At 45.1% G+C, this 16,309-nt stretch carries 14 protein-coding genes, 1 tRNA gene, 1 pseudogene and 1 riboswitch; of the genes and pseudogenes, 13 read left to right on the top strand and 3 right to left on the bottom strand.

Going from position 1 to position 16,309, the window contains the following annotated elements; translation table 11 throughout:
* Together Q1M25_RS03555 and Q1M25_RS03550 are read left to right on the top strand one after the other, a co-directional pair.
* Window positions 1-84: pseudogene (locus tag Q1M25_RS03555) on the top strand (PepSY domain-containing protein); the annotation flags it as partial.
* A 165-nt stretch (window positions 85-249) separates the two neighbouring features.
* The gene (locus Q1M25_RS03550) at window positions 250-2,112 is read left to right on the top strand and encodes a Pycsar system effector family protein (protein WP_107724107.1); all 1,863 of its coding nucleotides are present in this window, start codon (window positions 250-252) and stop codon (window positions 2,110-2,112) included.
* Window positions 2,113-2,250: 138 nt separating this feature from the next.
* Here the strand turns inward: Q1M25_RS03550 and Q1M25_RS03545 are convergent, their stop codons facing one another.
* Window positions 2,251-2,850, bottom strand: a complete 600-nt coding sequence (locus Q1M25_RS03545; protein ID WP_107724108.1) for a CDP-alcohol phosphatidyltransferase family protein — start codon at window positions 2,848-2,850, stop codon at window positions 2,251-2,253.
* Between the two features lie 71 nt (window positions 2,851-2,921).
* A riboswitch (PreQ1 riboswitch) is annotated at window positions 2,922-2,967 on the top strand.
* A 3-nt stretch (window positions 2,968-2,970) separates the two neighbouring features.
* On the opposite strand from Q1M25_RS03545, the gene queC reads away from it, so the two are divergent.
* On the top strand, window positions 2,971-3,630 hold the full coding sequence (gene queC / locus Q1M25_RS03540; RefSeq protein ID WP_107724109.1) for a 7-cyano-7-deazaguanine synthase QueC: 660 nt from the start codon (window positions 2,971-2,973) through the stop codon (window positions 3,628-3,630).
* A 95-nt stretch (window positions 3,631-3,725) separates the two neighbouring features.
* On the opposite strand, the gene Q1M25_RS03535 is transcribed toward queC, so the two are convergent.
* Window positions 3,726-4,787 (bottom strand): L,D-transpeptidase, encoded by a 1,062-nt coding sequence (locus Q1M25_RS03535; protein ID WP_300481834.1) that lies wholly within the window; start codon window positions 4,785-4,787, stop codon window positions 3,726-3,728.
* A 139-nt stretch (window positions 4,788-4,926) separates the two neighbouring features.
* Between Q1M25_RS03535 and rlmD the strand changes: the two genes are divergently transcribed.
* The 9 genes from rlmD (at window position 4,927) to Q1M25_RS03485 (ending at window position 13,396) form a co-directional block, all read left to right on the top strand.
* Complete coding sequence (gene rlmD / locus Q1M25_RS03530) at window positions 4,927-6,252, top strand: 23S rRNA (uracil(1939)-C(5))-methyltransferase RlmD (RefSeq protein WP_300481831.1); 1,326 nt, start codon at window positions 4,927-4,929, stop codon at window positions 6,250-6,252.
* A 124-nt stretch (window positions 6,253-6,376) separates the two neighbouring features.
* The gene (locus Q1M25_RS03525) at window positions 6,377-7,852 is read left to right on the top strand and encodes a 23S rRNA methyltransferase (RefSeq protein WP_128581228.1); all 1,476 of its coding nucleotides are present in this window, start codon (window positions 6,377-6,379) and stop codon (window positions 7,850-7,852) included.
* 23 nt (window positions 7,853-7,875) lie between these two features.
* Window positions 7,876-8,979: a response regulator transcription factor gene (locus Q1M25_RS03520; protein ID WP_150537268.1), complete on the top strand. Its 1,104-nt coding sequence runs from the start codon at window positions 7,876-7,878 to the stop codon at window positions 8,977-8,979.
* 10 nt (window positions 8,980-8,989) lie between these two features.
* Window positions 8,990-9,526 (top strand): ATP/GTP-binding protein, encoded by a 537-nt coding sequence (locus tag Q1M25_RS03515; protein ID WP_003748733.1) that lies wholly within the window; start codon window positions 8,990-8,992, stop codon window positions 9,524-9,526.
* Window position 9,527: 1 nt separating this feature from the next.
* On the top strand, window positions 9,528-10,169 hold the full coding sequence (locus Q1M25_RS03510) for a peptidase M23 (RefSeq protein WP_150537269.1): 642 nt from the start codon (window positions 9,528-9,530) through the stop codon (window positions 10,167-10,169).
* A 39-nt stretch (window positions 10,170-10,208) separates the two neighbouring features.
* The gene (locus Q1M25_RS03505) at window positions 10,209-10,568 is read left to right on the top strand and encodes a roadblock/LC7 domain-containing protein (protein WP_003679682.1); all 360 of its coding nucleotides are present in this window, start codon (window positions 10,209-10,211) and stop codon (window positions 10,566-10,568) included.
* A gap of 98 nt (window positions 10,569-10,666) precedes the next feature.
* A tRNA-Asn gene (locus Q1M25_RS03500) sits at window positions 10,667-10,742 on the top strand.
* A 245-nt stretch (window positions 10,743-10,987) separates the two neighbouring features.
* Complete coding sequence (locus Q1M25_RS03495; RefSeq protein ID WP_300481821.1) at window positions 10,988-11,383, top strand: hypothetical protein; 396 nt, start codon at window positions 10,988-10,990, stop codon at window positions 11,381-11,383.
* Window positions 11,384-11,836: 453 nt separating this feature from the next.
* Window positions 11,837-13,396 (top strand): TerC family protein, encoded by a 1,560-nt coding sequence (locus Q1M25_RS03485; protein WP_004519613.1) that lies wholly within the window; start codon window positions 11,837-11,839, stop codon window positions 13,394-13,396.
* Between the two features lie 64 nt (window positions 13,397-13,460).
* Here the strand turns inward: Q1M25_RS03485 and Q1M25_RS03480 are convergent, their stop codons facing one another.
* Window positions 13,461-14,564: an anhydro-N-acetylmuramic acid kinase gene (locus Q1M25_RS03480; protein WP_300481819.1), complete on the bottom strand. Its 1,104-nt coding sequence runs from the start codon at window positions 14,562-14,564 to the stop codon at window positions 13,461-13,463.
* Between the two features lie 153 nt (window positions 14,565-14,717).
* On the opposite strand from Q1M25_RS03480, the gene Q1M25_RS03475 reads away from it, so the two are divergent.
* Window positions 14,718-16,292, top strand: coding sequence for an anion permease (locus tag Q1M25_RS03475; protein ID WP_300481818.1), 1,575 nt, complete (start codon window positions 14,718-14,720; stop codon window positions 16,290-16,292).
* Window positions 16,293-16,309 lie beyond the last annotated feature (17 nt).

The following is a 16,309-nucleotide window of genomic DNA, read 5'->3' as shown; positions in this document are numbered from 1 at the left end:
GAGGCTTTTAAAGATGGCCGTGAGTACGACATTGTTTTGTCTTACCCTGATTTGAAAATTATTAAAGAACGCATCGATTATTAATATTTCGATATAAAGTGGATTGTCGCAGGGCTTTTGGTCCTGCGGCAGTTTGCTATTTAGGCATTTAAAGAATGTAAATAGCATGTAAATTACCTGAAATAAATGAACTAAATATATTTTTTATTTTCCATGTAGTTCAAAGTGTTTGATGTCGGGAGTCATGATATGAGTTTGAATGATTGGAAGGAAGATGGTCAGCCGAAACAGATGGGCGACCAAGAAAAACCTTTAAACGACGGCACATCTGCAGAATCCCAACAGGATGTTGATTTGTGGGATCACAAGCAAAACGGCGTTGTTGAAAACGAAGTTGAGGTTGTGGCTGAAGCGGTAGAAATTCAGGAAACGGTAGAAGGTCAGGAAGTGGTTGAACATCCTGAGATGCCGTCTGAAAAAAACGAGAAGAAAGCCAAACGTAAAAAAGACAAGGCGAAAAAGAAAAAAAATAAAGCCGAGGATTTGAGTACGCCTGATTTGTTGGGTACGAATAAGGGCGTGGAAACCATGTTCCGCAACGCCGTACGCTCGGAGATGGAATTGTTGGCGTTGGCGGCGACCAAAGCGAACATTATGATTTCGCTGAATGGTTTTATTGTTTCTGCTCTGATGATCTCAGGCGCGTTTATTTTTTCATCGTCGCCCGAATTTTTGATTCCGGCCAGTACGTTTATGATTACTGCCGCCGCGTCTATCGTGTTTGCATTGCTTTCTGCTTCGCCGGAACGTATCGGCAAAATGCAGGCGGCGCGTACATGGTTGAAGGATTTTGTTCGTGGCCGTTCGAAACTGCGGGATTTGAAAACCCGCCTCAGCAGTACCGAAACGCGCTTTTTTGGCGGCAGCCAACCCAATATTTTGATTTATGAAGACCGTGTGAAACTGCAAAAAGATCAATATTGGGAAATGATGCAGGAGATTATGGGCGACCGTAAACAAATCTATGAAAAGATGAGCGACCATCTTTACTGGCTTGGTTTGTTGGCGGATAAACAGTTTAAATACATTAACTTATCTTATGCAGTATTCCGCTGGGGTTTGCTGGCTTCGTTGGCGGCATTTATCGGTGTGAAAACACTGCCGTCATTGCTGATGCCTCCGGCTAACAATGCGGCAGAGCTGCGTTCGCTGGGTATCAATATGTTTAACGGCGTATTTGAGCCTTCTGCTGTACAACAGCTTCCGGATGGTAAGTTGCTGATCGCGGAAGACGAACCCAACCATGCGTTCAGTATCATCAGCATTGATAAAACCGGCAGGTTTGTGGAAGACGAGGCATTGGATACGCGCGTGATTACCGGTTTCAAACGCCGTCTCAGCGACTTGGAGGCTTTGGCACGCGACGATGAAGGCTTTATCTACGCGATGACTTCACACTCGCGTACCCGTAAAGGCAACCGTTCACCTGACCGCGAACACCTGATGCGCTTTAAAATACAAGACGGCAACGTATTGGGACTGACTAGCTACGACAATCTGACGCAGGTTTTGGAAACCGATCATAAGCTGCATGATTTGATTCGTGAGCGAACTAAGGCAGAAGTTTCTTTTGAAGAAATCAATATTGAGGGCATGGCGTTTGATCCAGTGAAAAAACGTCTCGTTTTGGGCTTCCGTGATCCTGAGTTCAATAACATGGCTTTGGTCGCGTTTATCAGCAATCCGAAAGATGTGTTCGAGCGCAATGCCAAGCCTGAGTTTGATGAAGTAGCGGTGATTGATATTGATGGCGGCGGTATCCGTTCCCTCAACTATGATCCTGTGTTGAAAACTTACGTGATTGCCAATGAAGTGAAGGATGAGAATGGACAAAAATTCTCGCAACTGTGGACTTGGAGCGGCAACCCGACCGACGAACCGCAAAAAATCTCTCTGCCTAATCTGCAACACATCACCAACGTTGAAGCTGTTGATTCGATTACTATTAACGGCAAGCCACAGATGATTTTGATGGGCGACGAAGGCAATGCTTCACAGAAAATTACTGCCAAGTATATGTTGGTAGATTACAGTCAACTGGGTAAACAGTAAGTTATCTTGGCGTATAGATAAAAGGCCGTCTGAAACCGATAGTTTATGGTTTCAGACAGCCTTCTTGTTTTCAGTAAAACAGGTTGATGGGTTTAATAATCTAATCAATGATGATTAACCCAAGAACGTGGACAAGTTTCAGACGGCCTTCAAGCCATTGATGACACGTTTGTAGCAGGTATAAACCAATGCCGCGCAGGCCAGCCACATAAGGATATAGAAAGTCGAATGGAAGCTTCCGGCAATTGCATACCATACTGCCAATGCGCCGATAAAGAATGCGCGGTCGCTTTTGCCGAATGGCCCGTCATAACGACGGCCGTTGCCATGGACTTGTCCCAAAACGCCGCAAAACTCAGTCATTGCCGCCAGCCAAATAAACAGGGCAATTTGCACGCCGCCGAAGGGTGCGATAAAGGCAAAAGGCAGATACAAAGCAGCATCGGCGACAATATCGGTGATTTCATTCAAATAACCGCCCAATGCTGATTGTTGGCCGAACTCCCGTGCCAACATACCGTCCATTGCATTCAGTGCCATACGGACAAACAACCAGATTGGCAAAAGCCAGAATAATGTGGATACACCTGCAAACAATGCTAAAAGCAAACCGATCAAAATAGAAACGGCGCAGGCAAACAGGGTAACCTGATTGGCAGTAATGCCTTTTTGATACAGTCGCTTAACAATGGGGCGCAACAGGTTTTGGAATTTTGGTTTCAGGGCGTAGATGCTCATGATTATGCTATATAAAAGAAAATGAAGTGCCGTGATTATAGACGAAATCCGTTATAATCCGTCAATCTTCGAATTACGCGGTTCGCAAACCTCCCGCGTTAACAAAACTAGGAATTTACAATGGAAAAACAGCAAGCCCTCGTTATTTTTTCGGGCGGGCAGGATTCAACAACCTGCCTGATTCAGGCAATTCAAACATATGGCCGTGAAAATGTGCAGGCCATCACTTTTCAATATGGGCAACGCCACGCCATCGAATTGGAGCGCGCGCGTTGGATTGCCCAAGATTTAGGCGTGAAGCAGACAGTACTCGATTTGAGCCTGATGCAACAGATTACACACAATGCCTTGATGGATGATACGGCACCCATTGAAACAGCTTCAGACGGCCTGCCCAATACATTTGTAGATGGGCGCAATGCTTTGTTTTTGCTTTATGCCGCCATTTACGCTAAAGGGCAGGGGATACGCCATATCATTGCCGGCGTGTGCGAAACCGACTTTTCCGGTTATCCCGACTGCCGCGATGTGTTCGTCAAGTCGATGAATGTTACGCTGAATCTGGCCATGGATTACGCTTTTCAAATCCACACGCCCTTGATGTATTTAACCAAAGCGCAAACTTGGGCATTGGCGGATGAAATGGGTGTGTTGGATTATATTCGCGAGCACACGCATACCTGTTATAACGGCGTGGTCGGTGGTTGTCATGAATGCCCAAGCTGTATTTTGCGCGAGCGAGGTTTGTCAGAATATTTGGAAAGTAAAAAGGCCGTCTGAATTAAGAGGGGCATATATTTCTAATATCCAGTTGTACGAAAAGGCCGTCTGAAAACTTTATTTCAGACGGCCTTTGGTTATGTATTTTGTTCTGCTTAGAACAGCAAATCTGCCGGTTCGCTGCTTGTCGGAGCATCTTTCACAGGAGCAGAGGCAGGGGCAGTAGCCGGTTCGGAAGCGGCTTTAGGTGCAGAAGCAGGAGCATCGGCCGGAGTGGTTGCCTGTTTAGCAGCAGGTTTTGTCGGTTTCACCGGAGTTGGACGAACGCTTTGTTTCGGTTCGGATGCTGCCTTGTTTGTATCGTCGGTAGCATCGACTTCGATTTCAGTGCCTTGAGGCAATACCACATCTTTAGCAGGAGCCGGTTTCGGCATGACTTTAGGTTTGCTGTAAGCATCCGTGCCGCTGGTCCATGCCAAAGATTTTAAAGGCGATTTGAGTTTTACGCCTTTGGCGCAGGTCAGACAGTTTGCTGCGCCGGTGCGTCCTTTAAGGATTGCATCCACACGCGCGGCAGGAATGGTTTTACCGTGCGCTTTTGCCCAAGCAGCAATGCTTTTTTTCAGGGCAGCCGTATCAAGGTTTTTCTTGTCGTATGGGTCACGATAGGCAGCCAGCCACAAGTTTTGGTTGGCATCTTCGTTCAGGCTCGCCATTTGGTAGATAACGGAGGCAGGAGAACCTGTTGCGATGGTTTTGGCGAATTCTAATGCATCAGGCGATTTCATGCGCACGCAACCATGGCTGCGGACGCCGGGTACGCTGGCAGGGGCATTGGTGCCGTGAATGCCAAGGCTTAATTTAGGGTCGCCAAGACGGACAAATACCGGGCCCAGCGGGTTATTTGGGCCGGCCGGTACGCTTTTAACGCCGTCATTGCGTTCTTTTTGGATAGATTTAGGGATGTGCCAAACCGGGTTGTAGGCTTTTGCGCCTATTTTATGTTCGCCCAGATTGGTTTGGGTCATGGCTTTGCCGACGGCAACAGGATAAATTTTGCTCAGTTTACCGTTGTCGTAGAGGAACAAACGCTGTTGCGTAATATTGATAACGACGTGTTGTCCGGAAGAGGCGGGGGAGACGTCTGGAATAAGTGTGTTTGCAGCAGCGGCTGAAGTTAAAAGGGCGGCTGTCAGGCCGAACAGTATTTTTTTCATGTCGTCTTTTTTTGTAGGGTTTGAAATGAAAGTTTTTGGCGCATGATACCTGAAACTCTGTGTTTTTGTGAGAAAATATGCGCTTTCGGTATTAGAAGACAGTCAAACGGTCGGGCAACGGCTGAGTGATGGAAACGGTATGGGTGTGAAAGAACAGTATCAAGAGACGGAAGTTTTTTCTTTGGATTATGAGGGCAGGGGTGTTGCCAAAGTCGATGGGAAGACCGTATTTATCGGCGGTGCGCTGCCTGGAGAGCGTGTAACGTTTGTCATACATAAAGAGAAAAAGCAGTTTGCCGAGGCTCAAGTTGAAAAGGTTTTGAAGGCTTCTTCCGAACGTGTCGAACCAGCCTGTTGCTATTTTGATACATGTGGCGGCTGTTCGCTTCAACATGTTTCTTTCGGAGCGCAAGTTGCGTTAAAGCAACGGGTTTTGGAAGAGCAGTTGGAACGGATAGGTAAGGTCAAGCCGGAAATAATTTTACCTCCTTTATATGGTTACTCCTGGTATTATCGCGATAGGGCGAGATTAAGTGTTTCGGTGGATAAGCAAGGCCGTCTGAAACTCGGTTTTCAGGCCCAAAAAAGCCATGATGTCGTCAATATCCGCCATTGCCATATTTTGCCTAAACATGTGTCCGATAGATTGCCTGATGTCCGCAATTTGCTGCAAAAGCTGCATGATGATGGTGTAAAAGTAAAATTTGTTGAGTTTTATTGCGGAAAAGATTTGACGGTGCTCAACATTCGTTTCGTAAATCAACCGTTTGGGCAAATATTAAGCGAATTGCGTAATTGGTTTGATAATATATTGTCGGGTGCTGAAAAGGCATGGCAAATATGGTTGCAGGATCATGCCGAGTCCTTGCCGTTTTATCCCGAGAATGCTCCTGACCTGAACTATAATTTTGCTCAATTTGATGTAGAAATGCCTTACAAACCCGGTGATTTTACGCAGATTAATGCGCAGCTGAACGAAGTGATGGTGGCAAGGGCGGTCAGACTTTTAAACCCTCAAAAAGGGGAACGGATTGCCGATCTGTTTTGCGGTTTGGGCAATTTTAGTTTGCCGCTGGCGAAAAGTGGCGCATCGGTTGTCGGTATTGAAGGTGCTGATTATTTGGTAGATAGGGCAAGGGAAAATGCCCGCCTGAATCGTTGTGCCGAGAATATGACGTTTTCTGTTGCCGACTTGTTCGATACCGATGAAAAAACTGTTGAGTCATGGGGAAAATTTGACAAGATGCTACTGGATCCGCCGAGAAGTGGGGCTTATGCTGTTGTCAAATCGCTACATAAGCCGTTTTTACCTCAGAAGATAGTGTATGTTTCGTGTAATCCATCAACATTTGCACGAGATGCCGGTGTCTTGGTTGATAAGGGCTATAAGTTTAAGGCAGCAGGAATCATGAATATGTTTGCACAAACCTCGCATGTTGAATCCATCGGTGTGTTTGAGTTGTAAATTGGTATCAAGTCCTTTATGTGAGTAGGGTTTTTAATGTAAAAATGAGTGCATTCATGTTATCATCATTCGTTTGGGGAATGAATAACGTTGAAGTTGCGTGTAAAGCAACAGATGTTAATAAATGCAGTTTGCAGCACAAGACCGGGAGGTGTTCTTGAACTATCAACTTTTAACTATTTTTTTGCTGGTGCTTTTTTTGCTGGTGTTGTTTTTTGTTCGTCATAAACAAAGTAACAATTCAGACAAACAAAGCGCACATGCATCAAAAAGCGGCCGTACATCTGCTGCTCATACAGCCTCCTCTGAGGATGGAAACGACTGGATTGAGAAAGTCAACCAGACAGTTTCCAATGCGGATAATCAAGACTGGGAATGGGGCGGAAGCGGCTCAAACGATGCAACAGCTTCTGTTTCCGCGCAAGAAGTCGATCCGTTGACCGAATATCAGGTTTATAAACAGTTCGGCTATGAGAGCAAAGCAGCGGAGTCTTTGGCTGGTTATCTTAATACTTTGGAAGACGGCGCTCCGGAAAAACTGGTTCATGAATTAATCGGTTTGAATCTGCGTGTCGGCAATATCGACATGCTGGCGGATACGCTTGAGCGGCATAGTGCCTCCCTTTCTGAAGATAGCGTAGCCGAATACCTGAAAGCCGGTCTGGCTTTGGATTCTACTAACCTGCGCCTGCGTGTTTTTGCCGAGCATCATCTCGGTTGGAATATGCAGGAAGTGGACCGTCAAATTGGCGAACAAAGCGGTTTGGAAGTTGCTTCCGACGAGCATATTGCCTTTGAGAACGACTCGGTTGAACGCATTGTCGTCCCCGGTATGGGCAAACGTGCGCCTATCGTATTAGGCAAGAAAGATTTTGGCGAAATCAGCCCTGAAGAAATGGGTGCGGTTATTGGTTTTGCCAAACCGGAGCGCAGTGCAAAAATCCTGAAAGACAAGATCAGCTACGAGACTGCTTTGCATCAATACAACAAAGCAATCCAAACTTCTGCGAAGCCTGCTGGTCTCATTATTGATGCCTTGCGTCTGGATTATCAGAATGAAGAAGTAGGGCAGTTTGCCAAGCATCTGTGGAAGCTTTACCACTCTTTGGGTCAATATGGCCGTCAAGTAAAAGAACGTATGCTTGGTTGGGGTTATAGCCTCGGTTATCATGAAATTTTTGATGATTTGGAAAAAGGGCCGTCTGAACAGCAAATTAAAGAGATTGGCTTGAAACGCGGTTACATTCAGCCAAGTTCTTTACAGATGAAAGCCAAATATCGTGAGTTGGTTCAAAAAGACTCTTCGATTATCAGCGCCAGCTCTTCACCAGCTGATGAAGCTCTGAAAGAAGTGGAATCTTTGTTGGCCTACGGTCAGTTGGATTTGGCCATCGGTACTTTGGAACAGGCTGTTTTGCAGTATCCTCAAGAGTCGCAGTTGTACATTATCTTGTTTGATTTGTACGAACGTGTTGAAGATTGGGGACGTTTAGAACAATTTCTGCGCTTGTTGCGTGAACGTGTTGTCAGCCTGCCTGAAGAGGTTGTCTTGGCAATGAGCCGTCTCTTGCAACGAATGAACCAATATTCAAAAAAATAAGATAATCGTAGAAAGTACGAGTGATGAATAATCATTTACCAAAAATTAAAACCATACGGGTTATGTTACAGGAGATGGGTGAGCAACAGCAGGCGGTATTCCGTATGGCATTTAAAATGCACAATACGACGAATTACGTCATCGTTTCCCCTGATTCTGATGAAAAACCGGATTTGGTATTGGTTGATACCGATACTCCGGCAGGTGTAGAAGCTTGGAAAGAGTCGAAGAAAACTTATCCGGAAGTACCTGTGGCTATGTTTTCTTCCGAGTTGCCGACAGTAACGACTCCTTATTTGGCTAAGCCGGTCAAATTCGATACCTTGTTTCCTGTTTTGCGCAGCCTGGCTCAAGGCGGCAATGTTTTTGAGCCGTCTGAACAACAAACAGCCGAAGAGAATAAAAGACAATCAAATTCCGATGGCACAAGAAAAGCAACCATTCGCCGATTTAATCCAAATAAAGGCTTGTTGGGCGCGCTGAAATTTGCCAGTCAAGGACATCAAGATGTTGCTGTCTTGCATGAAGGCAAGCCGATATTAATCGTGTTTCCTAGTATTCAGCGTGTACTGTTGACAGTCAGTGCCAATGAGTTGGAGAAATTGTGTAAGAACGATAACTTGGCTGTCGTGTGTAAGGCTGTTCCTGATAATCCTCAATGGAAAGAAAAAGCCAAAGTCACCATTATGTCATGCTTGTGGCAAATGGCTATTTGGACTGCATCAGGCCGTCTGATTTATCCGATGACGCCGCAAACTGTCTTTACACTCAAGCGGTGGCCAAACTTAACCCGTTTGGCACATGTTCCGGAATCTATGCGTCTGTCGGCATTTCTGACAAAAACGTCTGTTAATCTGAATGTTCTTTATAAAGTCATGCCATTAGAGATGCCTGATATTTTGAATTATTTATCGGCAACATATATAACAGGCTTTTTGGCGACAGATACAGAGTTTGCAACAGATGCGAACAATACGCCTTCGTTGAACGAACAGATTGATGTGAATAGCAAAGACGTACCTGAAACAGCAATGAGCAAAGAGGCTCAAAAAATTGCCGGTCCGTCGAAAGAACAACCTCGCGGCCTGTTGCAACGCCTGATGCGTAAGTTGCTGGGTAAATCGTAAAGGACACGTCATGAAAGAAAATAAAATTATCTTTACCGGTCCTGTTGGCGTAGGTAAAACCACTGCAATTTCAGCTTTATCTGATGAACCACCGGTTCAAACCGATGCATCCGCATCCGATATGACACTTGTCCGCAAGGGGTACACGACTGTGGCAATGGACTACGGTGTCATTCATTTGGATGAGGAAACCAAGGTTCACCTTTATGGTACGCCTGGTCAGGAGCGTTTTAATTTCATGTGGGAAATTTTGAGCCAAGGCAGTATGGGCTTGGTGCTTCTTTTGGATAATACAAGAAGCAATCCATTGAAAGACCTGCAATTCTTCTTGGATGCATTCCGGGAGTTACTGAAAAAAGCGCCTCTGGTTGTAGGGGTAACGAAGATGGATATCCGCTCCTTACCAAGCGTAGATGTATATCAGAAATATTTAGCACAAAATAATTTTAATGTACCGGTTTTTGAGATTGATGCACGTCGAGAAGACGATGTAAAACAATTGGTTACTGCCATGTTGTTCTCAATTGACCCCGGATTAGAGGTATAAGATGGAAGCGACACTCTCTTTACAAGCAAATTTATATCCTAGGATTACACCGGCAGGTGCGTATTATGCCGTTTCAAGCGATACGCCCAGTGCCAGCAGAACTTTATTGTATGGTCTGTTACGTGCAGAGCCGTCTGAAACCATCAGCAGCGAAAAAATCTTGGCGTGGGCAGATACCAGCGACATCAATACTGCTTTGAACCTGCTATACCGCCTCCAACGCTTGGAATTTTTGTATGGTGATGAAGAAATCAGCACAGACGACATCCATTTGACTGACGAGCAATTGCCTACATTGTTGGAACAGTTGTCTAATTCTGGCAAAGCTTTATTGGCTGATGAAAACGGTTTGTATTTTGCCAATGCCAATTTCCATCACGAGGCTGCGGAAGAGTTGGGCCTTTTGGCGAGTGAAGTGGCCAAAATGGAAGACAATCACCGTCTTTTGATTCGCAATAACCTGCATATCAATAATAGCGCATGGGGTATTTGTGATCCTTCAGGCCAAAGTGAATTGACCTTTTTCCCTCTGTATATTGGCATGACCAAGCTGATTTTGGTAATTGGCGGAATGCCTGACTTAAATAAAGAGGCTTTTGTTACTTTGGTTAAAGTGCTGTACCACCGATACGGCAGCCGTTGATTTTTGCCTGACCGATATTTATTTTAGAATGGAGCGACTATGCAACAACTATTAATCTCTGTATTAAGCGATTTGAACAATACCTCTGCTGATATCACTGCTTCTGCAGTTATTTCTACAGACGGCCTGCCGATCGCAACCATGCTGCCTTCCCACTTGAATGCAGATCGTGTAGGTGCGATGTCGGCAACGCTTCTGGCATTGGGCAATCGTTCCGTACATGAGTTGGCTTGCGGTGAGTTGGATCAGGTAATGGTTAAAGGTAAAAATGGCTATATTCTGTTGAGTCAAGCAGGTGAAAATGCAGTGTTGGCATTGATGGCAAAAGAAAGCGGTAAATTGGGTTTGATTTTGTTGGATGCGAAACGTGCGGCCAAACAAATTGCTGAAATCTTATAAAAGTTTTATAAATTAAAAAGATATAAAAATATTTTTGTTTTTATATAGATTGTTGCTTGACAGGCTTCTGATATTTTCTATATAATTCCATCTTTAATTCCCCGATAGCTCAGTCGGTAGAGCGACGGACTGTTAATCCGCAGGTCCCTGGTTCGAGCCCAGGTCGGGGAGCCAGATTTGAAAACCACCATCTTGTATGGTGGTTTTTATTTTATCTATTGGTTAATATTTTAAGATATTTTGATGATAATTGATTGAATGATTACACTTAATTCATCAGCCTTTATAGGAACAAATCATTAAGGTTACACCACAACCATCCATGTGAAAAGTGGAAAAGACTTTTGTAGAGCTATAAAGCGTAGCAATCCAAAAGATAAAACAATTTATGAAGTAAAATAATTTATGAAAGGTTAAAAATGATTTACTCAGCAAAGCTAAAAAAAATGGATGAAATAGTTGAGGAATTTGCATATTTTTCTATAGAAAATAACGATCTATATTGTTTCCTTAATTGTTGTCCAATGGCTATTGAAGTAAATAAAGTTTACAATGTGGAACTTGACTATTTCATTGTTGATAAGTTTATATTGGAAGAGGTTAATACAAATGAATCTGTTATTATTCCTTTTGAAAGAATAGGTAATAGTACACAATATAAGATAACAGGTAGGCTAGATGGCAATACATTTACAGCTGGAAATATTTGCTTTGAAGATGATGCTCTTCAATTAGAATATTCTTATTTAGATGGCAGATTAATTACTTTAACTGTATGGAGATTAAGTATATCCGTAATTTCTGAAAGAATATAATCGTTATATTTTCTAAGAAAATTATTGTCTATATAAACCGTGTCGTCTGAAAAAATCCCAATTTTCAGACGGCTTGAGACCTTAGTAAAAAAACCTAAGTTTTTACCCAGGCATTTAGGGAATTCCTTATAAGAATCTTCTTTCAGCAAACCGAACAAACTATGATCAACAAATACATCGACCGATTCCTTTTGTTAAAGCTGGAGAAAGTGATTGATTGGCAGCTGTAGGCTGTTTTTAAAAGAAAATATGCTGTCAGACTTTGCCTTTCTTTCGTCAAACTGATAAACTGTTTGCCATTATTGTTGACCGAGGCATAAATTTTTCATGAAAGACGCAGAGCAGAGTAGTTGTTATACCGCTTCTTTCCCTTTATTTATGCCCGAAATTTGGCAGTCTGTCCGTTTTAAGCGGAACGGCTGCCTTTTTGTATTTTAAAGGAACGCAATCATTATGGATTTCAGTTGGTTGGCCGAGCCGCATACTTGGATAGGCTTTGCCACGCTTCTGGTTTTGGAAGTTGTTTTAGGTATTGATAACCTTGTTTTCGTAGCGATTTTGGCAAACAAGGTCAAACCGTTGCAACGGGATAGGGCGCGGATAACGGGCTTGGGTTTGGCTGTCGTTATTCGGATTTTCATGCTGGGCTTTATGGCGCACATCATGACGCTGACGCGTCCTTTGTTTGAGCTGGGCGGCCTGGAGATTTCCGGTAAAGACATGATTATGTTTGCCGGCGGTATTTTCCTGCTTTATAAAGCGACTACCGAGCTGCACGAACGCCTTGAAGGCCACAATCAATTTGCGGTTGCTGAAGGACAGAAGAAGCATTCTTCTTTTTGGGGTGTTGTGGCGCAAATTTTGATTTTGGATGCGGTTTTCTCTATCGATTCTGTTATTACGGCAGTGGCGATGGTGGATCATATTGTGGTGGCAATGGGTGCGGTTGTTGTGGCGATGACTGTGATGATTTCTGCCAGCAAACTGTTGACTGCCTTTGTGGACAAGCATCCAACCGTTGTGATGTTGTGTTTGGGTTTCTTGTTGATGATTGGTTTCAGCCTGATTGCGGAAGCCTTCCATTTCCATATTCCGAAAGGCTATTTGTATGCGGCGATCGGCTTCTCGATTTTGATCGAACTGTTTAATCAGGTTTCGCAAAAGAATGCCCGCAAAAATGACTACATCAGCACTTCTTGGCGTAAGCGCACCGCTGAAAATGTGTTGGGTATGATGGGTATCCGCGAAAGCATTTTGGCAAAGGCAGGCGATAACGGCGGCGATGACGAGCATTTTGAAGAAAACGAAAAATCTATGATTCGAAGCGTGCTGACTTTGGCGGAGCGTCCGATTATGGGCGTGATGATTCCGCGTCGGGAAATCGAGAAATTGGATATTTCCCAAAGTCGGGAAGAACAAAATGCGCAGTTGAAAAATACGCCGTATAGCCGTTTGTTGGTTGTTGGTAAGGCAGGTGTAGATGAGCCTTTGGGCTATATCAGTAAAAAAGATTTGCTGAACCAGCTGCTTGAATCGGGTGAAATCAATATTCAGACGGCCTTGCGCCAGCCATTAATTTTGCCGGACAGTACGACAGCGTTGAATGCGATTGAATTGTTCCGTCAAAGCAGCGCGGATTATGCCTTGGTTGTGGATGAATTTGGTGCGGTGTTGGGTATGGTGACCATGAAAGATTTGTTGGAAACCATTGCCGGTGAATTCCCCGAGGAATTCGAGCGTGAGGAAGAAGAGGCTGCTCCAGCCAGTCAGGATGAAACGCTGTCTGTGGATGGTGCATTGGAGTATGTGGAATTGGCTTCTCAGTTAAATCTGCCTGCTCAAGAGGAAGATGCGGACTTTCATACCGTTGCCGGCTTGATTATGGAAGAGTTGCAAAGTATTCCTGATGTAGGCGATTTCATCGATTATCACGGCTGGCGTTTTGAAGTGGTTGAAAAAGACGGACAACGGATTGCCCGTGTGAAAATCAACCGTTTGCCAGAAGAGGAATAAGTGAAGAGTTAGTATGGTAAAGGCCGTCTGAAAATGTTCAGACGGCCTTTTTATTTATCCGGCTTTAGTTGCCGTAATGTCCCGAGCCTAAAATTCGGTGTGAATGTGCGCCCGTCGCATGGTAGGGATTGCTTGGAACTTGATTGCACCAACAGGCTGCAAGCCAGGCAAAAGCGGCGGCTTCGACCCATTGCGGGTCAAGATGGAGCTTGGCTGTGCTGTGCAATTTGGTGTCGGGAGAAAACAGGGTTTTCAAGTCTTGCATCAAAACCGGATTGCGGATGCCGCCGCCACAGATATAAAGATGATGAATCGCCGGAGCAGCTTGTTTGGTCGCGTCAAAAATGGTTTGTGCAGTATAAAAGACCAATGTGCGTATCACATCTTCCGGCTTTTCATTACCTTTCAGACGGCCTTGAAGCCAGCTTAGGGAAAACAACTCTCGGCCTGTACTTTTCGGATAAGGGCGGCTGAAGTAAGGATGGTCGAGCAGGGAGGCGAGTAGATCAGGGAGGATTTTGCCTTGTGCGGCTTTTTCCCCGTTTTTGTCGTAAGGCTGCTGCCAAATATGTTGCATCCATGCATCCATCAGCATATTGCCGGGGCCGGTATCGAAGCCGAAAGAAGGGCTGTCGGGCGGGAGGATGCTGATATTGGAAATGCCGCCAATGTTGAGTACAGCTCGGGTTTCATTCTCATCTTGAAACAGCGCTTCGTGAAAAGCAGGGACGAGGGGCGCACCTTGACCGTTGCAGGCAAGGTCGCGGCTGCGGAAGTCGCCGACAGTGAAAATGCCGGTCAGTTCAGCTAACAGGGGGAGGTTAACCAGTTGAATGCTGTAACCGTGTTCAGGCGCATGGCGGATGGTTTGTCCGTGGCAGCCGATTGCGGCAATGTCTTTGGCCGACAGGTTTTGCTCTGCCAACAGTTGTTGGACGGTTTGGGCGTATAGGCGGCTGAGTGTTTGCGCCAGGATATTGCTTCTGTGCAATTCATTTTCGCCTATGTCTTGCAGTGCCAACAATTCTTGGCGCAGGCCGTCTGAATAGGGGAGAAAGCTATGGGCGACGGCGCGTTGCCATTGTTTGCCCTGCATTTGAATCAGTACGGCATCGGCACCGTCCATGCTGGTTCCTGACATGATACCGATATAGTATTGGGGTTGCATTTCGGTTACAGAAAGAGAAGGTAAAACGACATTTTAACGCCTTTTGACGTTTTTACGGGAATTTCGGCATTTAATGTAAATAGTTGGTGCAAGAAAGATTACAAAAAGGTTAAAATAACGTGACTCAACATGTTTTCCAAAAGGAAACTTTCCATGGCTCAAACTCAGTCGAGTGCGAACTTGAAGCTGATTAATACGGTTTTTGCCGCTATGCTTGTGAGCATGGTCGGCTATTTTATTTATTGGGGCCTGGGTTATACCCACTACAACCACTCCGGCCTGTTTATCCTTGCTACCTTTTTCGGCGTCTTTATGGCGTTTAATGTGGGTGGTAACGATATTGCCAACTCTTTCGGTACAAGTGTCGGCTCCGGCACATTGACTATTCCGCAAGCTTTGCTGATTGCGGCAGTATTTGAAGTCAGCGGCGCAGTGATTGCCGGTGGCGAGGTAACAGATACCATCCGTAAGGGTATTGTCGATTTGAATGGCATGCATCTGGATCCGATGCAGTTTGTCTTTATTATGATGTCTGCGCTTTTGGCTGCGGCATTGTGGCTGCTTTTTGCCTCGCACAAAGGCCTGCCGGTTTCCACGACACATGCCATTATCGGCGGTATTGTCGGTAGTGCATTGTGCATGGCGACGTTAAACGGCGTAGATTCCGTTGCATTGATTCAGTGGGATAAATTGGGTGAGATTGCCTTGTCTTGGATTTTGTCCCCGGTTTTGGGTGGCATCGTTTCCTATCTGTTGTTTTCACGAATCAAGAAAAATGTTTTGGATTACAACTCTTGGGCCGGCAATACGCTGAAAGGCATCAAGCTGGAGAAGAAAGCCTATAAAGAAGAGCACCGCCTGTTTTTTGAAGCCTTGAGTGAATCTGAAAAAGTCGAATACGCCACCAAAATGGCGCACGATGCCCAAATTTATGATGAGCCGGACTTTGATCCCGAAGAGTTGCAGTCTGAGTATTATCGCGGCCTGTACCGCTTTGACAGCCGTAAGGGCGAAGTGGATTCTTACAAAGCCCTGCATTCTTGGGTGCCGTTCATTGCTTCTGTCGGCGGTATGATGATTGCGGCCATGTTGATTTTCAAAGGTCTGAAAAATCTGCATTTGGGCATGAGCAATGTCAACAGCTTCCTGACCATTTTCATGATCGGTGCGGCTATTTGGATGGGTACGTTTGTATTCGCCAAAAGTTTGAAACGCAAAGATTTGGATAAATCAACCTTCCAAATGTTCTCATGGATGCAGGTATTTACCGCTTGCGGTTTCGCATTCAGCCATGGTGCGAACGATATTGCTAATGCGATTGGTCCGTTTGCCGCGATTATGGATGTGTTGCGTACCAACAGCATTACTGCTCAAAACGCCGTGCCGCCGATTGCTATGTTGACTTTCGGTATCGCTTTGATCGTCGGCTTGTGGTTTGTCGGCAAAGAAGTGATTAAAACCGTAGGCACCAGTTTGGCAGAAATGCACCCCGCGTCAGGCTTCTCAGCCGAGCTTTCTGCAGCCGCCGTCGTGATGGCCGCATCATTTATGGGCTTGCCTGTTTCCAGTACCCATATTTTGGTGGGTGCAGTTTTGGGTATCGGCTTGGTTAACCGCAATGCCAACTGGAAATTGATGAAACCGATCGGCCTTGCTTGGGTTATTACCTTGCCTGCCGCTGCCGTTTTGTCTGTTGTCAGCTATTTGGTTTTGCAAGCCGTGTTTTAATTGATTATTTTATTTCA

Origin of the sequence: uncultured Neisseria sp., assembly GCF_951230505.1 — a bacterium.
GTDB lineage: Bacteria > Pseudomonadota > Gammaproteobacteria > Burkholderiales > Neisseriaceae > Neisseria.
The sequence above is the reverse complement of the archived record's forward strand: the minus strand, read 5'-3'. Positions and strand labels throughout refer to the sequence as shown.

Excerpts from the sequence above, each read along its gene's own strand:
- Q1M25_RS03495 (WP_300481821.1), top strand. The coding sequence starts at position 10,988 with ATGATTTACTCAGCAAAGCTAAAAAAAATGGATGAAATAGTTGAGGAA.
- Q1M25_RS03510 (WP_150537269.1), top strand. The coding sequence starts at position 9,528 with ATGGAAGCGACACTCTCTTTACAAGCAAATTTATATCCTAGGATTACA.
- Q1M25_RS03485 (WP_004519613.1), top strand. The coding sequence starts at position 11,837 with ATGGATTTCAGTTGGTTGGCCGAGCCGCATACTTGGATAGGCTTTGCC.
- Q1M25_RS03520 (WP_150537268.1), top strand. The coding sequence starts at position 7,876 with ATGAATAATCATTTACCAAAAATTAAAACCATACGGGTTATGTTACAG.
- Q1M25_RS03545 (WP_107724108.1), bottom strand. The coding sequence starts at position 2,850 with ATGAGCATCTACGCCCTGAAACCAAAATTCCAAAACCTGTTGCGCCCC.
- Q1M25_RS03475 (WP_300481818.1), top strand. The coding sequence starts at position 14,718 with ATGGCTCAAACTCAGTCGAGTGCGAACTTGAAGCTGATTAATACGGTT.
- Q1M25_RS03515 (WP_003748733.1), top strand. The coding sequence starts at position 8,990 with ATGAAAGAAAATAAAATTATCTTTACCGGTCCTGTTGGCGTAGGTAAA.
- queC (WP_107724109.1), top strand. The coding sequence starts at position 2,971 with ATGGAAAAACAGCAAGCCCTCGTTATTTTTTCGGGCGGGCAGGATTCA.
- rlmD (WP_300481831.1), top strand. The coding sequence starts at position 4,927 with ATGGGTGTGAAAGAACAGTATCAAGAGACGGAAGTTTTTTCTTTGGAT.
- Q1M25_RS03550 (WP_107724107.1), top strand. The coding sequence starts at position 250 with ATGAGTTTGAATGATTGGAAGGAAGATGGTCAGCCGAAACAGATGGGC.
- Q1M25_RS03480 (WP_300481819.1), bottom strand. The coding sequence starts at position 14,564 with ATGCAACCCCAATACTATATCGGTATCATGTCAGGAACCAGCATGGAC.
- Q1M25_RS03525 (WP_128581228.1), top strand. The coding sequence starts at position 6,377 with ATGCAGTTTGCAGCACAAGACCGGGAGGTGTTCTTGAACTATCAACTT.
- Q1M25_RS03505 (WP_003679682.1), top strand. The coding sequence starts at position 10,209 with ATGCAACAACTATTAATCTCTGTATTAAGCGATTTGAACAATACCTCT.
- Q1M25_RS03535 (WP_300481834.1), bottom strand. The coding sequence starts at position 4,787 with ATGAAAAAAATACTGTTCGGCCTGACAGCCGCCCTTTTAACTTCAGCC.